19 protein-coding genes and 1 pseudogene are annotated in these 23200 nt (G+C 38.9%); 18 read left to right on the forward strand and 2 right to left on the reverse strand.

Annotation, left to right across the window (positions count from 1 at the left end; translation table 11 throughout):
* Positions 1-253: 253 nt before the first annotated feature.
* The 4 genes from J7E38_RS16045 to J7E38_RS16060 all read left to right on the forward strand — a co-directional run bounded on the left by J7E38_RS16045 (position 254) and on the right by J7E38_RS16060 (position 5059).
* Positions 254-1066 carry a formate/nitrite transporter family protein gene (locus J7E38_RS16045; RefSeq protein ID WP_214706716.1) on the forward strand — a complete coding sequence of 271 codons (813 nt, stop codon included), beginning with the start codon at positions 254-256 and terminating at the stop codon, positions 1064-1066.
* 71 nt (positions 1067-1137) lie between these two features.
* Positions 1138-4110, forward strand: a complete 2973-nt coding sequence (gene fdhF, locus J7E38_RS16050) for a formate dehydrogenase subunit alpha (RefSeq protein WP_214706715.1) — start codon at positions 1138-1140, stop codon at positions 4108-4110.
* A complete protein-coding gene (locus J7E38_RS16055; RefSeq protein WP_214706714.1) occupies positions 4110-4586 on the forward strand; it encodes a helical membrane plugin domain-containing protein in 477 nt (158 codons plus the stop codon). The genes fdhF and J7E38_RS16055 overlap by 1 nt, the downstream gene beginning before the upstream one ends.
* Positions 4587-4678: 92 nt before the next feature.
* Positions 4679-5059 (forward strand): Na-translocating system protein MpsC family protein, encoded by a 381-nt coding sequence (locus tag J7E38_RS16060; protein WP_214706713.1) that lies wholly within the window; start codon positions 4679-4681, stop codon positions 5057-5059.
* Positions 5060-5706: 647 nt separating this feature from the next.
* On the opposite strand, the gene J7E38_RS16065 is transcribed toward J7E38_RS16060, so the two are convergent.
* Positions 5707-6219: a GNAT family N-acetyltransferase gene (locus J7E38_RS16065; protein ID WP_214706711.1), complete on the reverse strand. Its 513-nt coding sequence runs from the start codon at positions 6217-6219 to the stop codon at positions 5707-5709.
* A gap of 761 nt (positions 6220-6980) precedes the next feature.
* Here J7E38_RS16065 and J7E38_RS16070 point away from each other — a divergent pair.
* The 9 genes and pseudogenes from J7E38_RS16070 to J7E38_RS16105 all read left to right on the forward strand — a co-directional run bounded on the left by J7E38_RS16070 (position 6981) and on the right by J7E38_RS16105 (position 12917).
* The gene (locus J7E38_RS16070) at positions 6981-7733 is read left to right on the forward strand and encodes a hypothetical protein (protein WP_214706708.1); all 753 of its coding nucleotides are present in this window, start codon (positions 6981-6983) and stop codon (positions 7731-7733) included.
* Positions 7734-8215: 482 nt separating this feature from the next.
* On the forward strand, positions 8216-8533 hold the full coding sequence (locus J7E38_RS16075; RefSeq protein ID WP_214706707.1) for a hypothetical protein: 318 nt from the start codon (positions 8216-8218) through the stop codon (positions 8531-8533).
* Positions 8530-9822 (forward strand): pre-toxin TG domain-containing protein, encoded by a 1293-nt coding sequence (locus tag J7E38_RS16080; RefSeq protein ID WP_214706705.1) that lies wholly within the window; start codon positions 8530-8532, stop codon positions 9820-9822. The genes J7E38_RS16075 and J7E38_RS16080 overlap by 4 nt, the downstream gene beginning before the upstream one ends.
* Positions 9815-10513 carry an SMI1/KNR4 family protein gene (locus tag J7E38_RS16085; RefSeq protein ID WP_214706704.1) on the forward strand — a complete coding sequence of 233 codons (699 nt, stop codon included), beginning with the start codon at positions 9815-9817 and terminating at the stop codon, positions 10511-10513. Before J7E38_RS16080 ends, J7E38_RS16085 begins: the two co-directional genes overlap by 8 nt.
* 181 nt (positions 10514-10694) lie before the next feature.
* Positions 10695-11117, forward strand: coding sequence for an SMI1/KNR4 family protein (locus tag J7E38_RS16090; protein WP_214706703.1), 423 nt, complete (start codon positions 10695-10697; stop codon positions 11115-11117).
* Positions 11118-11215: 98 nt separating this feature from the next.
* Positions 11216-11626 (forward strand): immunity protein YezG family protein, encoded by a 411-nt coding sequence (locus J7E38_RS16095; protein ID WP_214706702.1) that lies wholly within the window; start codon positions 11216-11218, stop codon positions 11624-11626.
* A 72-nt stretch (positions 11627-11698) separates the two neighbouring features.
* Positions 11699-12163 (forward strand): hypothetical protein, encoded by a 465-nt coding sequence (locus J7E38_RS16100; protein ID WP_214706701.1) that lies wholly within the window; start codon positions 11699-11701, stop codon positions 12161-12163.
* A gap of 62 nt (positions 12164-12225) precedes the next feature.
* Positions 12226-12444: pseudogene (locus J7E38_RS24355) on the forward strand (hypothetical protein); the annotation flags it as partial.
* 11 nt (positions 12445-12455) lie between these two features.
* Positions 12456-12917, forward strand: a complete 462-nt coding sequence (locus tag J7E38_RS16105) for a YrhA family protein (protein ID WP_214706700.1) — start codon at positions 12456-12458, stop codon at positions 12915-12917.
* Positions 12918-13090: 173 nt separating this feature from the next.
* Here the strand turns inward: J7E38_RS16105 and J7E38_RS16110 are convergent, their stop codons facing one another.
* Positions 13091-13579 (reverse strand): helix-turn-helix domain-containing protein, encoded by a 489-nt coding sequence (locus J7E38_RS16110; RefSeq protein WP_214706699.1) that lies wholly within the window; start codon positions 13577-13579, stop codon positions 13091-13093.
* Positions 13580-13720: 141 nt separating this feature from the next.
* Between J7E38_RS16110 and J7E38_RS16115 the strand changes: the two genes are divergently transcribed.
* The 5 genes from J7E38_RS16115 to J7E38_RS16135 all read left to right on the forward strand — a co-directional run bounded on the left by J7E38_RS16115 (position 13721) and on the right by J7E38_RS16135 (position 23115).
* Positions 13721-15019, forward strand: a complete 1299-nt coding sequence (locus tag J7E38_RS16115) for an MFS transporter (RefSeq protein WP_144475569.1) — start codon at positions 13721-13723, stop codon at positions 15017-15019.
* A gap of 37 nt (positions 15020-15056) precedes the next feature.
* The gene (locus J7E38_RS16120; RefSeq protein ID WP_214706696.1) at positions 15057-16031 is read left to right on the forward strand and encodes an ornithine cyclodeaminase family protein; all 975 of its coding nucleotides are present in this window, start codon (positions 15057-15059) and stop codon (positions 16029-16031) included.
* A gap of 399 nt (positions 16032-16430) precedes the next feature.
* Positions 16431-20273, forward strand: a complete 3843-nt coding sequence (locus tag J7E38_RS16125) for a KAP family P-loop NTPase fold protein (RefSeq protein ID WP_214706695.1) — start codon at positions 16431-16433, stop codon at positions 20271-20273.
* 586 nt (positions 20274-20859) lie between these two features.
* On the forward strand, positions 20860-21159 hold the full coding sequence (locus J7E38_RS16130; protein WP_214706694.1) for a nucleotide pyrophosphohydrolase: 300 nt from the start codon (positions 20860-20862) through the stop codon (positions 21157-21159).
* Positions 21160-21165: 6 nt separating this feature from the next.
* On the forward strand, positions 21166-23115 hold the full coding sequence (locus J7E38_RS16135) for a DUF2075 domain-containing protein (protein ID WP_214706693.1): 1950 nt from the start codon (positions 21166-21168) through the stop codon (positions 23113-23115).
* Positions 23116-23200: the final 85 nt, after the last annotated feature.

The following is a 23200-nucleotide window of genomic DNA, read 5'->3' on the forward strand; positions in this document are numbered from 1 at the left end:
ATTGACTGTACATCCTGTTTCTCCATTGTTTATTGCGGGAAGGATTGCTAGTATAAGAAAATGCTCAGCTGTCAGCCCACTGTAAAACGGTACATGTATTAGCATGTGAACCGGTTTATAGTGGGCTTTTTTGCGTTCTTTTTCTTCCGCGAATTTCTACTCACATCTAATTCTAAAACTAGGATCAAAGAGGTGGATTATAGTCCTTATGTTATGAGGAACACTACAAAATCAATTTTTGGAGGAGATGAATATGGCGTTTCACAGTTCTCAGCAAATCGCGGAATTAGCGGTTGAAGCTGGATTCAAGAAGGCCACAATGCGGCCTGCTCATACACTATTATTAGGGTTTTTAGGTGGAGCCTTTATATCATTTGGTTTCTTATTAGACATTCGAGTTATTGCAGACTTACCACAGGAATGGGGTTCCTTCAGCTCACTTTTAGGTGGAGCAGTTTTTCCGGTGGGTCTAATGTTAATCATTATTGCGGGTGGAGAATTGTTAACGGGAAATATGATGGCACTTCCGATAACTGTTCTGGCTAAGCGTGCCACACTAACGCAACTGGGTAAAAATTGGCTGTTAGTTTTAGTAAGTAATTTTATTGGAGCAATCTTTGTTGCTTATTTTTTTGGACACATAGTTGGATTAACGGAAACAGGAGTATTCCTTACCAAAACCGTTGAGATAGCAGAAGCAAAAGTCGATGAAACATTTATTAAAACCTTAATTTCCGCTATTGGCTGTAACTGGCTCGTTTGTTTAGGCATTTGGCTGGCTTTTGGTGCCGATGATATCGGCGGGAAAATACTTGCTATTTGGTTCCCGATTATGGCGTTTGTAGCGATTGGTTTTCAGCACGTTGTGGCTAATATGTTTGTCATCCCTGCAGCAATCTTTGCGGGGCACTTGACATGGGGTGATTATGTAGCTAACTTTGTTCCTGTTTTAATTGGCAATGTGATTGGCGGCGGTGTTTTTGTAGCTTTAATCTATTGGATGGTTCACAAGGATTCCCTTCAATCACTTTCAAAAGCAAACTCAAGGATTAAGAAAGCAAGTTAACTATTAGAAAATAGTAATAATTTTTTTGAAGTACGATAGATTTCTTTGTTTTTTACTAAGGAGGATTTACTGTGAAGGAAAAAGTGAGTGTTCTTATTAACGGAACAGCACACCAAGTGGAAAAAGGGACTCGTATTATAGATTATTTACTAAAACAAGATATGGAGCATCCGCACATTTGCTATTCTGATGTTCTTGGACCGGTACAGAGCTGTGATACATGTATGTGTGAAGTAAATGGCAGCATTATGCGTGCATGTTCCACTGAAATCGAAGACGGTATGGATATTTTGACTTCATCTGAGCTTGCAAAGAATGCCCAAGAGGAAGCAATGGATCGTATACTGGAAAACCACTTATTATATTGTACGGTATGTGACAATAACAATGGCAATTGTCGTGTACATAATACAGCAGAACTAATGGGGATTGAACACCAGACACGGCCCCATCGTTCTAAGGGCTATGGAGTAGATATCTCTCATCCGTTTTATCGTTACGATCCTGATCAGTGTATCTTGTGCGGGCGATGTGTAGAAACCTGCCAGGATCTTCAAGTGAATGAAACGCTGACCATCGATTGGGAAAGCGGGCAGCCGCGCGTATTATGGGATGGAGGAAAAAGCATTAATGAGTCCTCTTGTGTATCCTGCGGACAATGTGTGACGGTTTGTCCTTGTAACGCATTGATGGAAAAATCGATGCTTGGAAATGCAGGATTCATGACCGGGATTTCCGATGACTTGCTTACTCCAATGATTGACATCGTCAAAGCAGTAGAGCCTGACTACCAAACAATCATGGCCGTTTCAGAAGTAGAAGCAGCCATGCGTGAAACGAAAATAGAGAAAACAAAAACGGTTTGTACGTTCTGCGGTGTTGGCTGTTCCTTTGAAGTTTGGACTAAAGACCGTGAAATCCTTAAAATTGAACCATCTGAAAACGCTCCTGTGAACAGTGTTTCAACCTGTGTAAAAGGAAAATTCGGCTGGGATTTTGTCAATTCTCAAGAACGAATTACATCTCCTTTAATCCGTAAAGGTGATGTGTTTGTAGAAGCAAGCTGGGATGAGGCTCTTTCTTTAGTGGCTGAGAGGCTTGGCGGTATTAAAGAAACATACGGCAGTGATGCCATTGGTTTTATTTCTTCATCCAAAATTACGAACGAGGAAAATTACCTCATCCAAAAGCTGGCACGGCAAGTATTCGGTACGAATAATGTGGACAATTGCTCTCGCTATTGCCAGTCACCTGCTTCATGGGGGCTGCAGCAAACTGGAGGCATTGGCGGGGACTCAGGAACGATTCAGGATATTGCAGGTGCAGGGCTTGTCATGCTCGTGGGATGCGCACCTGCAGAAGGACATCCTGTACTTGCCACGCGGATTAAGCGGGCGCAGAAACTTCACGGTCAGAAATTAATCACCGTGGATGTGCGCAGACATGAAATGGGTGACCGTGCTGACTTGTTCGTTCGTCCAAAACAAGGAACGGACTATGTATGGCTTTCTGCTATAACGAAGTATATGATTGACCAAGGCTGGCATGATGAGAAATTCATCAGAGAACATGTGAATCAATATGATGAATTTTTGGAAATGATGGAGCCTTATAGTTTGGAAGAGGCTGAGAATGTCACTGGAATTCCGGTGGAAACCCTGATGCAAATGGCAGAAATGATCCGTGATGCGGATGGAACCGTGATTTGCTGGGGAATGGGTGTAACACAAAATATCGCGGGATCACACACTTCTGTGGCCATTGCGAATTTGCTTCTTGCAACAGGAAACATGATGCGACCAAACGCTGGTGCTTACCCATTACGCGGACATAATAATGTCCAGGGTGCCGCAGACATGGGAACAATGCCAAATATCTTCCCAGGCTATCAATCCGTAACAAATGTTGAATTACGTGAAAAATTTGAAAAGGCTTATGGAGTGAAAATTCCTGAAAATCCTGGGCTTGATAATATCGAAATGCTCGGTGCTGTCGATAAAGACGAGATGAAGGCGATGTTCATAGCTGGTGAGGATATGGCATGGGTCGATGCGGACTCGAACCATACACAGGCGATGCTTGCGAAGTTAGATTTCCTTGTTGTTCAAGAAATCTTCTTAACGACAACCGCTCGATTTGCAGATGTTATCTTGCCAGGTGCTCCGTCTCTTGAAAAGGATGGAACGTTTACCAATACCGAGCGCCGTGTGCAGCGTTTATACCAAGCATTACAGCCTCTAGGCAATAGTAAACCAGACTGGTGGATTTTGACACAGCTGGCTAAAAAGATGGGCTTTGAATGGAACTATTCACATCCGAGTGAGATTTTTGAAGAAATGGCAAGTTTAACTCCTTTCTTCAGCCAGTGTAATTATGATGTTCTAGAAGGGTGGAACAGTTTCCACTGGGGTTCACTTGATGGATCCGACACGCCGCTCCTTTTCAAAGACGGCTTCAATTTTCCAGATAAAAAAGCACGTTTCGGTTTGTTTGATTATATTCCGCCAATGGAGTTCCCACAGGAATTCGATCTCGCGTTAGATAATGGACGATTGTTGGAGCACTTCCATGAAGGAAACTTAACTCAGAAATCAGAAGGACTTAACTACAAATTCCCAAAAGTGTTCGTGGAAACATCGCCGGAACTGGCGAATGAACGCGGCATAAAAGACGGTTCACTCGTTCGTCTTGTCTCACCGTATGGAGCAATTAAGCTGCCAGTTCTCGTAACGGATCGTGTGGAAGGAAAAACGGTCTATGTTCCAATGCACTCCTCAAGCCACGAGAGTGCGGTTAACCTTCTAACCGGCGGGGCAGTGGATGTCGTGACACATACACCAGCATACAAACAAACGAAAGTGCGGATGGAAATCCTTACACTCAACGGAGAAAATCCGCTGCCAAGGTACAATCCGCGCTATGCCACTCGTACTCCGCAAAAGGGGCTGGAAATATACCGCAAGTGGGAACGCGGTGATTACGTTCCGATTGCTAGTATCAATGAGCATGTCGAGCCTGGTGTCTATGACAGGAGGAATGTGTAATGGCAAAGCCGATAAAGGTCGTTCAAAAGACAGAACTGACAGAAGAACAAAAGAAGACGCAATCCCTGGAGAATCTTCTCTCCGGGGTTGCCGATAATAAGGATTCTCTGCTCGAGACGTTAGCTTTGCTGCAGGAATTACACGATAGCGGGATTATGGATGCTATAGGAAGTCTGTTAAAATCAAAAGAGAAGGCAGCAACAATTGCTGTCGGGCAGCTTTCACGCCAGCCAGTCACTAACATGATCAATAATGCGATGGCTGCAGGCGGTATACTGACTGAACTGGACCCTGAAACAACGGGTAAGCTCGCTAAAGGCTTGACGAATGGATTGCAAAAGGCCCAGCAGGGGTTAGATGAAGATGCCAAGGTTGGACTTTTTGACCTAATGAAGGCTTTAAAGGATCCTGATATAAATCGTGCGATAGGATTTGGGTTTAATCTTTTAAAAGGTATGGGCGAAGGTTTAAAATAGTAAATACAAAGACAAAATGCAAACCCATTCGTTCACGTAATGAATGGGTTTCCTCTTTAGAATCAAAATAAGTGGATAAGGAGGATCATGAAATGGCAAAAAATATGGAGCATCAATTTAGTATGCTTGTTCGCGAAATTAGAAAAGAATATGTAGGAAATGGCCCAAAAGAAATCACCACCAAAATTATCGGTTCCTGGGCGGTCACTGAAATGAAAGGAAACCTCACAAATGTGGAGAAGTTCATGCTTACTTCAAGCCATGGTGAAGAAATGGTCCATGAAACGAGAACAAGATTTGTGAAGGAAATATACAAAAAGCCAGAAGTCCTTTTAAGATTTGAAAACTTAATAGGGGCAAAAGTACTGCGGTTGTTTTCTGATATTAATATTAAAGAAGATATTGCAATGACTGTATTCGTTTTTGACAAGACCATTGAAGGAACTGGGAATGAAGTGCGAAACAGCCAATGAAATTGGAAAGCATCATTAAGTGATATGAAGAGGAGCATAAACAAAATAACGGATTGCATTTTCACTGAATATCCAATGAACATTGTTCTAAATGGGCTAAAATAAATGCAAACCGCCGATTAAAAATTGCGGTGAACTTTTAAAAAAATGGCTGTGTTAAAGGTGAATGTTGATTTTTAACCCTGTTGATTGTAGTGGAAGACGCGTAGACTCCTTCGGGATGAAGCGGTCAGGTGAGACCCAGGTAGAAATGGCCCAAGAAGGAGGGGCCATTTTACCCCGTAGGAGCAAAGCGACGAGGAGGCCCACCGCACGCCCCGAGAAGAACTGCTCTTGGAAACGTGGGGACGGTTCTTCCGTTTCAGTGGATAGCAAATATTAACAATTTATGAAACGCCAGAACCGTCCCGGTGTTTCTTTGAACGGTATGAGCGCTGGCTCGCGGTGTCGGGGTGGAGGATGGAGGTTTAGTGTAGCGGAGGTGACAGATCCTCTCTGCGGAGCAAAAAACTTTAAAAATATTATCCTTATACTAAGAATCGGTAAGTTACATCATCCTCTTCCTCATGTTTATATTCATGGGGGCAAAGGGACGGACCTTTTGCTTCCTAATTTTTTTCGGAAGCAAAAGTACTCCCCAAAAACTATTATTTTGCTGTGTTTAGAGTATAGAGTTTAAGCTCCTCATCGTCTTGAGGAAGGGTCACGTATCCTTCAAAAGCCATACCAAGCTTTTCAAGGAGTTTCGAGGAGGAAGCATTGTCTTTGGTTGTAATGGCAACGATCCGGTCCAAACCTAGTTTGCGGGCATATTCCAATGTTCCTTTTGCAGATTCAAAGGCATATCCTCTTGATCGATATTCGGCGAGAAAGGCATATCCAATATCGACGTCCTCCAGCCCATCCCGTTTAATCAAACCGCATAAACCAACCGGCAGTTGGCTCTCTTTTAGTTCAACCACAAAAAGCCCGAACCCCACTCGTTCGTACATCTTTCTTGGCCCTGTCAAAATATAATTCTTAGCATCCTCAAGGTACCGAATGCCTTTATCTCCTATATATTTCAGCCATCCTGGTTCATTAAGTAATTTAAAAATAAACCCTTGATCACTGACTTCTAGCCAGCGGACATTTAAACGTTCTGTCTCGAATACAAGCAAGTTCCATACCCCATTTCAAAAAAAGTTCTGTTTAGCACCATCTTATCATGGTTTAAATATTCTTGTTTCTCCATCCTATTTTTACAAGCCAGATAAATTATATAATTAGTAAAGTGAAGAAGGTGTATTGAAAGTACTGATTCGTCCTAGCGATGGAATCAACAAAACTAAAAAGCCCGAATATTTACTTCGGCAGTGCGTTGGAAAGTAGGACACCCAATTTGTAGCTTTATAGGTGAGTAGGATTTAAAGACTATTCCCGCCACACTTACAAGCACTCCTTTGACAACAGTGGACCTCCAATGTCCTTGAATATTTAAAAACAGCCTGTGGAAATTTTTTGAAATTGGTGAAATAGTTGTTTATAATCTTCCTATACTTATTTTTAGGAGATACATCTGAAAAAAACTTTATGTTAATTGCTTTTACTCTGGTTATTCTGTCTCTAACAGGCTGTTCAGTGAGTGACCAGGATCTTAAGGATTATATTTATAAGTACAATTTTAAAGTCAAGATTATTTCAAGATCACTGATTAACGAAAACAATGGAGGGAGGAGCAGTTTCAAGGTCTAGAGGGCAGATCTGCCAAAGAGTTAGAGTTTTCCGTGTGGCGATGCGGTTGATTTCCTTATGCTTGAGGAGATACATGAAATAAAAGATATACAGGTTCTAGATGCGGTACTCGACGAGCAGTTGCCGGGAGAAGAGTAGTGACGATCGGGTATAACATAAAATTCGACTTTGTTAGGGGAAAAAGAATGTGAAGAGGATTCCTGAACAACAACTGCAGAAAGTGAGAGACGTCGGATTCAACCGCTTGAGTCCGGATGGTCTCCGCACCTTCTTGGTTGTATCATTTATCCTAAGTTTATGGTTTACATTGATTCCTTTTTTTGCAGATAAGACGAACAACTTCCAAGTACCCTGGATCACCGCTTTTTTGACAATTCTTTTTATCCTCTGGGTACTGCAAGGAATCACGATTATTGTATTCATGTCAATTGAAAGGGCGTATCGATATCAGAATTGGCTAGTGATACTGGTTAACATCTTTTATGTGAAGTTGATTGTGGAAGGGTTTGGCGGTTATTTTCTCAGTGTAAAAGGAGAGCATCCCTATTTAATAGGACTTGGCATTGCTTACATCTCTTTCACGATTGCCTTTCTACTATGGTCCATTCAGAGAGCTAAAATAAACATTGAAAAAGGAGAAGGGACTATTGAGGGGAAGGGCATCCTTTATTCGGGCCACTTTAAGTTATGGCCATGGCTTCCTGTACTGATGTATGTCCTCCTTCTAGCAGTACTGACATTGTTTTTCTTTGGAGGGATCGGAAATGGCTGGTATTTGGCGATAGTCATGCCGATGGTTCTCGGCCTGAGCTACGCCTATCCGGAATTTTTCTTCCTTGCGTATGGGAAGTGGAAGTTTCCTTCTTTTTTCGATGCAAACATGCCAAGTACAAAGAAGACACCAGCACCAAAAGTGAATAAGGGGAGAAAAGTAAGATAATGACCAAACCTTTAATTTTTATAAAATATTTCTTTCTGCTATTCAGTATATTAGGGTTACTCATTACATTATCATCAACCTTTGCCAGTGATAATTATTCTTTACAACAAAAACTACTGATGGCTATTATATTTTTAGTCTTTTTTACAGCAGGCCCATTCTTAATGTATAAGCTTTTCTCATTCCTTTTTAGGCAATAGGAAGCTTACGAGAACAAGAGACCGATAGAACCAAAAGGGCTTGTCACTAATTCTGGATATAGAGCTGGTGACAAGCCCTTTTTCATATGGAGTCACATGAAACTCTTCTAACTCAACTTTTACTTACAGGGAGTCACACCATCGCCCCTGTGACCCGTTTCCCTCCTGTTTCTAAAGCTTTGTCGAACAAAATGCAGCATTTTTGGTGCTTTCGTAGGATTACCTAAAAACCAAATATTGGTATTGTATGATGTGATTAATGTCGGATTGGGAGGAGATATAGTGGAGTTAAAGTTGGTTGAGGAGCTTGAACGCAAAGCGAAAAGGCAAAAGCTGCTGATGCAGGTTCATGTACTGGAGGGATACAGGCGAAATATCCGTCAGGCAATCGAGCGGCTGGAGGATGCCAAAAGCCTTTATAGATCAGCTCATGGGTGCTATGTCCCTTCCTGGCAAGGAGAGACACGACAGGCCTATGAACACATTGCAGGAGAGTTGAATGCTGCGGGTAACAAATCCTATACTGTAGGTAATGACTTAATGAATGCCATCACCCGGGAGATTCGCAGACTCCAGGACCAGGCGGAGGCACTCAGATGAGCCGCACACAGATTAAGGTCAATGAACTGGAGGCGTTTGCCCGGCAAATTGGAAAGGCGGAACAGGAATGCGACCAGGCCTTGGATGCAATCAACTGGCATTTCAACTCCCTGCTCGCCAATTTTCCCGGTGCTGTGCCTGGCCATATACATAACCTCGAGGCAGACTTCAAGTATTCGATCAAACGGTATAAAAGCAAACTTGACGATGCCCAGCGCCTGGTCAAGCTGACAGCAGCGAAGATGGAAGAGGCAGACAGGAAGATGTCCGGGAAAGTCGGCAACTTCCTGCTAGAGCTGGTTGGCTGGTACGATCTCCAGCGACTTGCCGGAGAATACGACCCGGTGACAGGTGAGAAACTCTCAGCCGGGGACAAGGCTCTCGCCGCAATCATGCTAGGTCTGTCGATTTTCCCACCAGCAAAAGCAGTCGGGATAGGCGGGAAAGTAGCCGTCGCAGGAGCCAAAGCAGGTAAGGCAGGGGCCAGGGTTGATTTCCTGATGTTCGCAAAGGACCCGAAAATATTCACATCGATCAGGAACGTTCTCGACACAGGGAACGTACTGCAGGCGTTCAAGAAGGTATACAACGATGTCGTCGTCGGCCCACTAGCAGCAACCAAGGTTTGGTTCGACAGTGTCATCAAGAAATTAGGTGACCTGCCAATCCCAATGAATCTGCAAGTCCAGCTCGCTGGAGTCGGAGCCTACCAAAAGACAGTCCGCGAAGCATTCCAGGAAGCGAAGGAACAGATTTCGAGGATTGTGGTTGGGAAGGGGGATGGGGTTGTTAGAGGCCCAGATAAAATTGTCTCGCAAGGTGCCAGATACGGCGAAAGGAAAATTTCCGATGAGACATATGCTAAATTAAGAAGAGCTTCCCCATCTTCTAAAATACAAAGAGAAATTAATAAAAATATTGATGATATTATTGGAACTGAAGATTTTGCTTTACCTGGAAAAATAATTGATAAAAAACTGCATGCAGACCATATTGTTCCTCTAGATAAAATAGCTCGGTTGGAAGGTTTTGAGAAGTTAACTTACTATCAACAAAAGGAAATTGCGAATTTTATAGAGAACTTTATAGGTTTAAGTGAAGCAGCAAATACTTCTAAAGGATCAAAATCATTTGCAGATTGGTACATCTATAAAAAAGAAAATATTCCGGTAAATCCTATATTTAGAGAAAAAATGATATTAAAGGAAAAAGAACTAGAAATTGAGATACAAAAAATTATAGATGGATATAATGGGATAAATAAAAAGGAGAGATTATCGGGTGGATAAATTATCTTTTTTAAAACAATACAGAAGAAATATCGAGTTTGTACCATACAAAGACTTACTTAGTATGGACAATGAAAAAATACCTGGCCAATGGATAGAGATTTTTAAAGAGACGGATAAAACGAGAAGGAAAGAGAAATTAATAGGCTTATGGAATAGTGTGTGCGGAAAGGAATTAAGTAATACTATTTCATACTTAATAGAGAATTTAGTAAAAATTGAATTAATAATAGATAATGGACAATATGCAGTACTGTACAGCATAAAAAGTGAAAATGACGAAATTCTTTATTATGAAGGTGGTATACCGGACAAATCTATTTATATTTCAGAAATGCAACAAGAGTGGTCAACTGTTCCCCATTCTATCAAGGAATTTTATGAAAAGCTACACAATGGGTTTTATTATCTGCCAAGTAGAGCTATGGGGCTTGTACCCGTGGAAACTATTACACACTTTGAGGAGCTTGAATGGGGAGTACTTGAAGAATTAGATGAACCATTAGGAATTAATATGGCTACAACTTATGGTTTCTTTGAAAATGGTATGGGAGGGTATGTAGCTATAGATTTAAACAACTGTTTCCATGGTATAGCAACATTATGGTTTTCGAATGATAAGCCTGAATACAATGTGGATTTTTGGGATATTGTAGATGAATGGATTGTTATAGGGCTACAAGACATATAAATATTAGGCATTTAATCAGGAGTAATAGAAGCATGGGCACACACCTTTGCTTCTTTTTTAAATGGACCATATATTCAATATTAATTCCGATTTTCCGGATTCTTAACCAAGCCATAATTAATCCTTAAGGCAGACTTCTAGTATATAAAAGTTAATTCTAATTCCATAAGGGGACTGATCCATGAATGAAAAACTTTTAGAAATGATTAATGAATATCTTGAAAATGGAGATTTTATAGGAGAAGTTTCAAATGAGGCCATAACAAAGGCTGAGAACACATTAGAAGTTGCTTTTCCCCTACAATATAAGGAGTTTGTTAAAAATTATGGCTCAGGAGGAATTTGTGGAGTTGACATTTTAGGTGTTGAAGGAGAAGAATATGCATCTGTAGTGGAAGGTACGGAGCGATATAGGAAATTAGGATTACCAAAAAAATATATCGTTTTAGAGAATGTGGATGAGTTTGTGTATTGCTTAAACACGGTAGAAGGCTATAACGTTGTTCGATGGGATGATTTAAGTAAAAGAGAAGTTGTTAGATATACTAGCTTTGATGAATTTTTACTTGATAATTTCCAAGAGGCTGTTGATAACTGGAACTAAGGTTTCCGAATAAGGAGCGAGAACCGTGCCTGGTGTGTTTTATAGACGATAAAGAAAATATACAGATATACTAATAGATAATCTAGGAGGTCTCTGACATGGAGACTAAAAAGATGGAACAAATTTATCAGCAAATAGCAAATACGTTAGTGAACCTAATTCAAGAAGATTGGGTAAAAATATTTTTATACGCTGAATATAGAGAAGGCTATAGAAAGGTTTTTTTCTACTACTATCCTCAAGAGGGAGCAAAACCGGTATATAGCCTGGATATACCAGATTTATATAATATAGATGAAGATGCATTTGATGAATTAGATAATGAACTGTATGATCATTTTTCTAGATTATGGGTGGAATTCAGGGAGCAAGAACAAGAACGGTGGACAAATTTAACTTTTATATTAGAAAACACCGGTAAAATGAAGATTGATTATGGCTATCAAGATATTTCTGAACTTAGCCCTGTGGAAAAACAGGATAAATGGGAAGCGGAATATCTACAGTAAAATATTACTATGAAGAAGCTTCTTTTCTTTTACTTGAAATGCCGAGATGATATATACAACTAGGGTGATTATGTGAAAGTATTTGAGGATTATTTTTCAGAATTACAAACGGACATGGTGGCTATTTGTTTAGAGTATGTCGAAAATAAAGCAGATGAAATCTTTATTTATTGTTCGTATGAACCCACAATGTATGTTTTTGATTTTTTCTATAGAATTAATGGAAAGGTTGTCCATAAACATCAACTAAACAAGGCTGTAAATGAATTGGATAGTCAAAAACCAGTTTATGATATTTCGAGAGAAAGACAGAAGGCGGCACTGCGAATTGGTAATCAAAATTTAAAGCTCATCCATAAAAAATGTGAAGAGTTCAGTAAAGAAATGCCTGCAGAAATTAAATTTTATTATAATGTAAAACAAAACAGTTTAAAAGGAAACTATAGATATGATTTAGTTTATTCGAATGATGGTGAACTATTACCTGATGATATTTTTGATTCTTGGTTCCATGAAGTAGAAAAAACTAATTTGTAAAACTACACCTTGATCGGCTATATGCCTTTCAAGGTTTTTTAAATTTAAAAAGGATTTATAGTAACCCCAAAGGTTGGCAAGTACATCATAATTTACCCTTGGATGATGGGGGAACAAATGAATTCACTAACTTGGTCTTAATTAAAAATGATCCATTTCATAAAGCTATTACAAATGAACAAAATTCATTAACAAGAGGATTATTACCTGGAGAAAGCAAAATTATTAAATGGCCAATAATTAAGGAGGAATTGTATCCTCCAAAGGCTATTAAAGAATGAGGAGGTTTATTATGTCCAATTTGAGAGAACTTTTAAATGAAATTGAGAAAGTGGAGCAGAGATATGGGAGCTCCTTGAGAAAACCCTCATCAGAAGGAGAAATAATGAAACTTTGCCAAACCTTCAAGGATAAGTTTGATGAAGTGGATTTACCTAAACAATATATCGAGTTTTTGAGGATTGTTAATGGTTTGGATTTTAATGGATTGGTCATCTATGGAGTAGACCAAGATTTACTAGACGGTGAGGCTGAGGAAGAAATACAGGGTTTTATCGAGTTGAATGATCTTTGGCATGAGAATAATTGGCAAAGAAAATACCTCTTTTTTGGAGACTCTGATACAGCATGGTATTGTTTTGATAGTGACGAGAAAATATATTATGAGCTTGATAAGCCTTCAGGTACGATCATGGACTCATTCCAAGATTTTAATTCTATGATTAGTAATGCCTTGGAAACGAGTTTATTATAATTTATATATTCAGTTTGGGAGCAAAGGAAGATTCTTTGCTCCCATCTTAATTAACGAGGTAATCATTGCCTGTAGGAAGACCGGACAAATAGGAGAACTGAGGAAAGCAAAAATAAAAATATAGGGAAACCTTCTTCCCGCCATATTATTCCGTCTTTAAGCACTGAACCTTTTTACCTTGAAGACACGACAAGGAATCGGATCGTCTCATCTGTATGGTTATACCAATAATGCGTTTCGCTGGCTGAAAAAAACCAGGAGTCTCCTTGGTGTAGTTCAATCATCTTGGTACCTATTTGCAGTGTCAATGTTCCTTCTATTACATATACAAATTCATGTCCGCTATGTGCAAAGGGTTGTCCATCGCTTTGGTTTGCTGGGAGAGTGACGAGTATTGGATGGAAGTCTGGGTTTGGGACTTGCTGTGTCAGGTCTTTATAATGAAATGATGGTCCACTCACTGGCTCATTGTTACTTGGAAAAAAGGTACTTGGATTGACGCCCAGAACTTCAGATATTTTTCGCAGGGACTCCAGTGTGACGCTGGACTTTCCGCGCTCTACTTGTGATAAAAAGCTTATAGATACACCTGCCCCTTCGGCAAGTTCTTTTAAGGTCATATTTTTCTCTTTACGGATTTCTTTCAGTCGTACACCGATCATAAATCTCACCTTCCTAATTCCTATTTTTCCCTTATATATGGATTGTGTCAATCTGAACAAAGTTGACAGAAAATTAACCATTATCTAAAATTTAATTGAAGTACTACTTCAATTTTAAAAAAGGGGGAAGGAAAAATGCAATTGGATAAGAAAACGACTTATCGTGTATTGATCGCCAGCCTTGTTGGCAGTTCCATTGAATGGTTTGACTATTTTCTATATGGAACGATGGCCGCACTTGTATTTAACCAATTATTCTTTGTCAACGAGGATCCAACAGTAGGCTTGCTTTTAGCGTATGCATCATTTGCCCTTTCGTTTTTCATCCGGCCATTTGGAGGAATCATTTTCAGTCATATCGGGGATCGAATCGGCCGGAAAAAGACACTCGTTTTAACATTGAGCTTGATGGGTGCCGCGACATTCGCAATGGGTATTCTGCCTACATATCAAGCCATCGGTGTAGCTGCACCAATCATTTTGATTACCCTTCGTCTGATCCAGGGGCTTGGAATCGGCGGGGAATGGGGAGGAGCTCTGTTGCTTGCGACTGAGTATGCTCCAGCAGAACGCAGAGGATTCTTCGGTTCGATTCCGCAAATGGGTGTGACGATCGGGATGGTGATGGGTACACTCGCTCTTTGGCTCATGAGCTTATTGCCAGAGCAGCAATTCATGTCATGGGGCTGGCGCGTGCCATTCATCTTTAGTGCATTGCTCGTGGTCTTCGGTTTATGGATCCGAAAAGGAATCGATGAGACACCAGAATTCAAGGAAGTTCAGCAAAAAGGTGAAATTCCAAAGCTGCCAATCGTCGATACCCTTCGCTATTACTGGAAAGAAGTGCTGATTACCATCGGTGCGAAAGTGGTGGAGACGGCTCCATTCTATATTTTCAGTACATTCATTGTATCCTATGCGACAAGCACGCTAGGATTCAGCCGCTCCGCTGTGTTAGGTTCGGTCATGGTTTCAACCGTCATTACGACGATCCTTATTCCAATCATGGGAAGTCTGTCAGACCGCGTTGGCCGCAAGAAAATGTATATCGCCGGCACATTAGCGATGATGGCTTTCGCTTTCCCATACTTCTGGATGATCCATCAAGGCAGTGTACTCATGCTGGTGTTGGCGACGATCATCGGCCTGGGGATCATTTGGGCTCCGATTACGGCAGTACTTGGAACCATGTTCTCGGAAATATTTGATGCAAAGGTTCGCTATACCGGGGTCTCACTAGGTTACCAAATCGGGGCCGCAGTCGCCGGGGGAACAGCGCCGCTCGTTGCCACAGCGCTGCTCGCATCATTCGATAATTCCTACGTCCCGGTTGCACTCTACATCATGTTCACTGCAGTGGTGTCACTGATTGCCATCTGGGCAGTGAAAAGCCGCGTTGAACCAACCGTAATCACTGGTAAAATGAGCTCGGCCAAATAATTTGGCCGAGTTTTTACATACGAAGGAGAGATTCTAAATGCTTATATTGAACGAACAACAGATCCAATCCATTTATAAAATCGAAGATGCCATACGAGACGTCGAAGCCATGTTGGTGGCCATTCATGAAGGACGTGTTGAAAATCCTCACCGGACGGTACTGAATGTCCCTGAACGAAACGGATCGGTTCTCTATATGCCAAGTTCAGATGGAACATCAATGGCAGCGACCAAAATTGTCTCGATTTTTCCTGATAACAGCTCAGCCAATCTTCCGACCACACAAGGAGCCATTTTACTCACAGAACTCCAAACAGGAAGACATATAAGCTTACTGTCCGCTTCCTATCTGACACGCTTGAGAACCGGCGCATTAAGTGCCATTTCAGCCCGCCACCTCGCAAGGCCAGACAGCCAAGTGCTGACCGTCATCGGCACAGGCGGAATGGCGTTCGAGCAAGTACTGGGAATCGTGAACGTGCTGCCGATCCAAGACATTTATCTAATAAACCGTTCTATCGATAAAACATACACATTCGGCGAAAAGCTCAAAGAGGCGGGTATTACCGCTAAAATTCATACCGGAGTCGACCGGAACGAAGCCGTCGCCCAGTCCGATGTCATTTGCTGTGCGACACGATCAACCAAAGAAGTATTTGATGCACATTATGTAAAAGCAGGGACACATATCATCGGCGTAGGCAGTTACTTACCCGAAATGCGTGAAATCCCACTAGGCGCGATTGAAAAAGCAGCATTGATTTATGCAGATGATTATGACGGGATGAAAGCAGAAGCTGGAGAATTCATTGATGCTGCGGAACGAGGGAAATGGTCGTTTGATCAGCTTTCTGGGACATTGGCTGAACTTCATGTGAATCCAGTGGAACGTGGTGTTGATGATATTACTATTTTTAAATCAGTTGGAGCGGCGCATTTTGATCTGGCTGTGGCTAAGGGGGTTTTTGAGAAGGCGGGGGAAATGGATAAGGGTGAGGAGATATATTTGTAGGATAAGGAGAAGGGTTTAAGGGAAATGAGGACGGATTTCACGTCCCCTTTTTATTTAGATGTTTTTTAAAATCTGAAACATTAATTTTTTGCTGACAGAGCAACCACTTCAGACTGAAATATTTCGCCTTAAGAACAGTAACTTAAGTTCATCCTCCTTATAGCTCAACTAATTGAAACTTCATCCAAAAGATTCTAAATGCCTTGCTATTTCGATTCCCGAATGAGACGCGAAAACAGTCCCTGTGGCTCACTTCTATTTACGAGCTTAAATTCTTTTTCAAATGCCATATATATAAGAACTCATTGAGTATTTCCTTATCTTGTTAATTGGAGTAAACTAGAAATATGGTTTATTTTGGTGAAAATTGTTGAAATGGGTGAATGGGAGGATCATATATTGAATGAAAAATACTTTTTAAAAGACACTGCTTTAATAGATAAAAATAAAGATGCTTTTCATCACATAGATTATGTTAAAAATGTTAAAACAATAATAGAAGAACATACACCACCTTATAATATTGCATTAATAGGAAAGTGGGGTGTAGGTAAATCCTCAATAATAAATTTGTTAAAAAGGGAATTCCAAGGAAGAGATGAATATAAGATTCATGAAATAAATGCCTGGAAATATGAAAATGATTCTTTAAGAAAATCATTCCTTAAGAACCTATGGAAAACCTTTAATAATGAGCAGGATATAACTGTTTATAACCGAATAACAAATGCAATTAAACAACTGATAGTTGAGGTAACACCTAAAGAAGAAAAAATTTCGCTTAAGGAAGCTTTTACTAACTTTAAGCCTTATATACTGATGTTGACTACTTTATGGTTACTATCCAGTGTAGCTTTTTTATTAGCATTTTTTTTAGTTGATGTAGGAACTTATTTCATATTAAACAAGGATTTCAGTTTTGAATTTTATAAATCTATTGATTACTTTAAAGACAAAATTTGGATACCTTTAGCCATCCCGCCTTTTTTTGCATTATTTATGAATTATATTAATAGTTCTATACAAAAAAAGTCTACTGTAATCCAGATGAACAGACCTATTGAGACTCCCGATGAATATGAGGAACTATTTAAGAAAGAGATAAAAAAATATAAAATTGAGAATCCGAATTTCAAAAAACTGGTAGTAATTATAGATGATCTCGATAGATTAAGTCCAAAGAAAGTTGTAGATGCATTAGATGCAATAAAGGCATTTGTTGATGTTGAAGAATGTATATTTATAGTTTCGTGCGATGAACAAATACTAAAGAAAGCCTTAGAAAAACAAAGACTTTCAAAAACGTTTGAAGAGATTGACGGAGAGTTATTTTTAGATAAGTTATTTCAGTTTAGGATACCGTTACCACCTATAATTGAAAGCGACATGAAAGAATACTCTAGGAATTTAGCTATGCAAGAGGTACCTGACTTGGTTAATATGTGTAATGGTAAATTTAACGAAATAATTAATATATTAATTCATCCAGCAGCTACAACCCCTCGTCAAGTAAAGAAACTATTGAATACTTTTGCTAATAATTTACTCATTGCAAAAAGGAGAGAAGGAAGAAAACTTGAGAATGACCTTTTAACTGGTGACAATGGAATTAGAATTTTAGCCAAATTATCAGTTTTACAGTCTGATTATAGTGATGTTTATAATGGGTTAGTTAGTAACTATAAACTGCTTGATGAGATTTTAGATTTCTACAATGGTGAAGAAGTAACCAATGAAGTTACCTTAAGCTATTTCTACAAAAAAAATAACAAAATAAAAGATGAGTATGAGGGGTTAATTAATTTCTTACTTAGGACTCAACATATTACTACTGAAAACATCGGTCCATTCTTGTATTTAGGACAAGGTTCTGTTGGTTTATTAGCAGGTGACGAAAAAGAACGCCATTTACGTAAAAATTTATTAGGTGCCAACGAAAGAGGCATTATTCCATATTTGCAATCAAGTCATGCTGAAACAATGGCGAAGGCTATTATTGAACAAATAAAAATAACATCCATTGAAGATTTATTGTATGTTCTTAAAGCTGCGTATCAAGTAATAAGTTTTGTTCCGGAGAATGTTAAAGAAAATTTTGCGGATACCATATCATATAGAATTCAGGAGATTCCCCTTGAAAAGACTTTACTTTGGCAAGTTGATTATAAAAATTTAATAGATGTTTATTTGTTTGCCGAAAATAAAACAGGTGTAAAAAAAGCCCTTCTTTATGTAATGGAAAACCTTTTTGAAAATGATAAATGGAAAACTAAAGACAACAAAGAGATGGACAGTGAGGATTATGTAGTCTCATCCTATGAAATTTTAGATATTCTTTTATCAAAAGATGAAGAAATTAATGATGCTGATATAAGCAAAACGATAGAAGAATTTATTACAAATTCAAATGAGAAATATGACTTTTTCCCAATCTACGAAATACAACAATTGTATAATGACCATGAAAGTTTGTTTGAAAAATACTTTGGACTTCCTTTTTTTTATCAACTGGCAAACCATGTTATCGATAATTCAAAGGACAAAAATGCATTTAAGGATTTTAAGGCGTCATTGTATTCTATTCTTAAAAAAGTTAAGAAGAAATATAAACAAGACTTTTTAGATTTTTTACCTTCTTTGTTAAGTATTAATAAGGAAACTTCTCTTATGATAATAACCACAATGTTACATGACATAAGTGATTTCACTGAGGATTTAAGTACAAAATTATTAGAAGCCATAATAGAAAATGAATTTGATCATGAGGATGAGGTTTTGGAGGTACTTAATTTTTTAGAAAAATTGAACTTAATGGGAATTAAAGGAAATGAAGAATTGTTAACTAATTTTGACAAATTTATGCACTCGATCTTACCTGTTAAAGGCCAAGATAAAACAGAGGAATTACAGCTATTTAATAGATTTCTTAATAGTATAGTATCAATGTTGGATGAAGGTTTCAGCAATTTTCCTGAATTATTCGCTTATATTCTAAAGGAGATTATGAAAACTTCAATATACGATGATATTTTGGACTTAAACAACGATTTCTTTGGGGATGGCCAGCGCATCCAATTGATTGACACATTAAAACCAGGCATCACCTATGCTAATGTTGATATAGGACTATTTAACAGGACATACACATTATTCTCACTACTATTAAAAAATAAGTCTAATGAAGAAAAAATAGTCAATTCAATTGTTCCTAACTTTGCTTATTTTAGTAACAATCATTTTACCAGTGCACCAGTTTGGACTGAGAATTTTGTGAAAATACTAAGAATAACAAGGGACATAATTGATGTAAATCTCCAAAGTTCTATGGTAAAAAAGATACAAGAAGTAAGTATAAATAATAGCAATTTCATAGATTTATTAATTAAGAGTCTTTCCTATCTCGGTGATGTTCTTCCGGATAAAATTAAAGAAGATGCCATCCCTGTAATTCTTAATAAAGCTGACAGTGATACTGCAAAACTTGACGCTTTAGAATTCTTTAGAGCTGTAAGAGGTAAAAATATTAGTAGTGAAAAAGGAAACCTTGGCGGTTATGCACAGTTTTTAGTTGACAATATTGAAATAAATCCTGAACTTTTTATAAATGATTTACATTGGTTCTCAATAATCGGTAATTCTAGATTCGTTACTTTAATGAAATCAATAAGTAATTTACCAACGCCACTGGACCAAAACACTCTTAAGGTCTCTATAAGAACGGTGGGGAATCTTTTCAAACACTTAAATACAGAGGAAAAAGCCGAGTTCTTTTTTGACATACTTGAAGAGGTTAAGTTTGATGTATTAAAGAATATTCTCTTAGAACACGTAAATGATAAGGAAGTATTTCTAACTGATTTAATAGCAGGAATGAGAGACAAAGATAATAGTCTAAAAGTTAAGTTGCTGGAAGTAATTGGGTCATTTAAAGAAGTTTTATCTATAAAATTAGTAGCTGAAGCATATTCTTATGTCCTAAACTCTCTTGTGCAAGACGAAGTATCAGACGTTTACGAAATCTCCGTTAAATACTTTAATAACTACAGATTTAATAAATCAAAAACTGTGGTTTATGTAGAATTATTAAGACTCTTCAAGAGTGTTAATAATGATATGAAAATAATTGTATTAAAACTGGCCAAGAATTTTGGGATGGATAGGGACTTTAAAGGAGAACGAAAATCTGGTGATCTATCCAATGAAGAAATCAACATTATAAAAAGTGAATACCAGATAAGATAACAACTGAATTGGTGGAGGGAATTTTCATAAGAAGCAGAGGATGAAATACGTCCCTGCTTTGAACGGTCTTAAAGTATGCAACTTTAATGATTTGGCTAATAGTCTTTTAAATGGATAAGAACCAGCCATACCTGCCAATATTGCTACTTTGTTACGATTTCACCTTATTAAAATATGAAATAATTCTTGCTTGATGAATAATTGTTACTGTTCATCTCCATAGAAGGGTATATCAAGACTCCTAAGATTGGGGTCTTTTTCTTTTGAACTAGTAAAATTATACTTCATGCCAGTTATTCGCCGTGAACCGTATTTCAATTAATGAGGAAATTAGACGGTGATTTTTTCAAGGGGTATAGGGACGTACCTTGTGGTTCTTTTCTAGAGGTAACCTAAAAGAAAGTATGGTTCTACCTTAATAATATAAATATAAATAAACCTATAATGCTGTAACAATAAAGTCGAATCTTTAAAAGATTATGCTTTTTTGTATAAATCTATATTCCTATCCTAATTCTCTGCACTAGTGATAAAATAAAAAAGAATTAATTTACAAATTAAGTAAAACACCTGAGGTGAACATAAAATGAATAAAATCCGCCAAACAATCCTAAACTTCCGTGACGAACGCAACTGGAAGCCGTATCACAACGAAAAGGACCTAGCAATTTCGATTTCTCTTGAAGCAAACGAACTACTGGAGAACTTCCAATGGAAAAGCAGTGAGGAAGCTGTCAGGGATTCGCAACAGAATATTAAAGAGGAAATGGCTGATATTTTGATTTATCTTGTTCAGTTGGCGGATAAGTTGGATATTGATCCTGAAGAAGAAGTTTTGGAGAAGATGAAGAAGAATGCGCTGAAGTATCCCGTACAGAAGGGGTGAGGGTAGTTGATCGTATATGAGGCGACGAAGGATGAGTTTTTGAAGGATGTTTTTGATGATGAGCTGGTAAATAATATTGTCAGCAATTATAACAGCAAAATTGGCCGAATTAATGAGCGGGAGGTTCGGTCGTGGGACAACTCGATGCAATATATGTATAGAGTGTTAAGTGACAGTGAGATTCCTAAGGATGCAGGTGTTGCGATTGAGTTCAAGATTCCTCACACCTCGAAGCGTGTGGATTTCCTCATCTCTGGATCGGATCTGGATGCCAAGCAATCGATTGTCATTGTTGAGTTGAAGCAGTGGGAAAGTGTTGAGAAGATTGAAGGCAAAGAGGCGATTGTAAAAACGGTGATTAACAGGGGAGTGCGGGAGACGACACATCCATCCTATCAGGCCTGGTCCTATGCTGCATTGATCAAGGATTATAATGAGAATGCGCAAAAAGAGGAAATTCAACTTTATCCGTGTGCATACCTTCATAATTACATAAACCAGGGTGAACAGGATCCGCTGACTGATCCTGTATATGATTATTATATTGAGGAAGCGCCGGTTTTTGTAAAAGGGGATTCTGGTAAGCTTCGCGACTTTATAAAAAGGTATATCAAGCACGGTGATAATAAAGAGATTTTATATACGATTGATAAAGGAAGGATTAGGCCGTCCAAATCGCTGCAAGATTCTCTGAACAGCATGCTCCAGGGGAATAGAGAGTTTGTTATGATTGATGACCAGAAAGTGGTTTATGAGACTGCGTTGCATCTGGCGAGTGAAGCCTTACGGACAAACACGAAGCAGGTATTAGTTGTTGAGGGCGGACCGGGTACTGGGAAGTCTGTATTGGCGATTAACTTGTTGGTAGAGGCTACGAACCGCAGTTTAGTCGCTCAATATGTCACTAAAAATGCGGCACCGAGAAACATCTATGCGACCAAGCTGAAGCAGAATTTCCGTAAAGGCCATATCGATAACTTATTTGTTGGTTCAGGCAGCTATATTAATGCACCGGCGAATGAATTTGATGTTCTGGTTGTTGATGAAGCCCATCGGCTGAATGAGAAGTCAGGACTTTTCAGCAACCTTGGTGAAAATCAAGTCAAGGAAATTATCAATGCTTCAAAACTGGCTGTCTTTTTTATTGATGAGCGCCAGCGGGTGACTCTGAAGGATATCGGAAGTATTGGCATGATTAAGAAGTTTGCTGGAGAACTCGGAGCAGAGGTGTCGACGGTCAAGCTTGAATCACAGTTTCGCTGCAATGGCTCGGATGGTTATCTGAGCTGGATTGACGACGTGCTGCAGATTCGGGAGACAGCTAACTCGAATTACATTGGGACAAATTATGATTTCCGTATCTTTAAAGATCCTAACGAAATGCGTCAGAAAATTGAAAAGCTGAATAAAAAGAACAACAAGTCGCGGATGGTGGCTGGCTATTGCTGGAACTGGATTAAGGAAGGAAAGTCTAACACCAATTTTCATGATATTGAGTTACCAGAACATAAGTTTAGTATGAGCTGGAATCTCGATAACTCCGCCACATGGGCGATTGACGAAAGCTCAGTAAATGAAATTGGCTGTATTCACACCTGCCAGGGACTTGAGTTTGACTATGTTGGTGTTGTTATAGGAGATGACCTCGTATATAAGGATGGAGAAGTAATCACCGATTATACCAAACGCGCTAAAACTGACAACTCATTAAAAGGCTTGAAGAAAATGCTGAAGGAAAAACCTGAAGAAGCTAAGCAGCTTGCGGATGAGATTATCCGAAATACTTATCGTACATTGATGACACGAGGGCAGAAGGGATGCTTTGTTTATTGTACCGATAAGGAATTAGAGGGTTATTTGATTGAGCGGGTTAGTGATATTCAGCAGAGTTATGAGGAGAATGAGTTTTTTAGGGAGATGCCACAAGTGGCGGAAGATAAGACCAAGTATAAATAATACAAAAAGACAATTAACTAGAAACTCAGTCTGAAAACGACTGAGTTTTTTTATTGAGAAAAAAATAGGAGATAGTTCAAAAGTG

It is taken from the genome of Bacillus sp. ISL-35, assembly GCF_018613355.1.
Taxonomy (GTDB): Bacteria; Bacillota; Bacilli; order Bacillales; family Cytobacillaceae; genus Mesobacillus.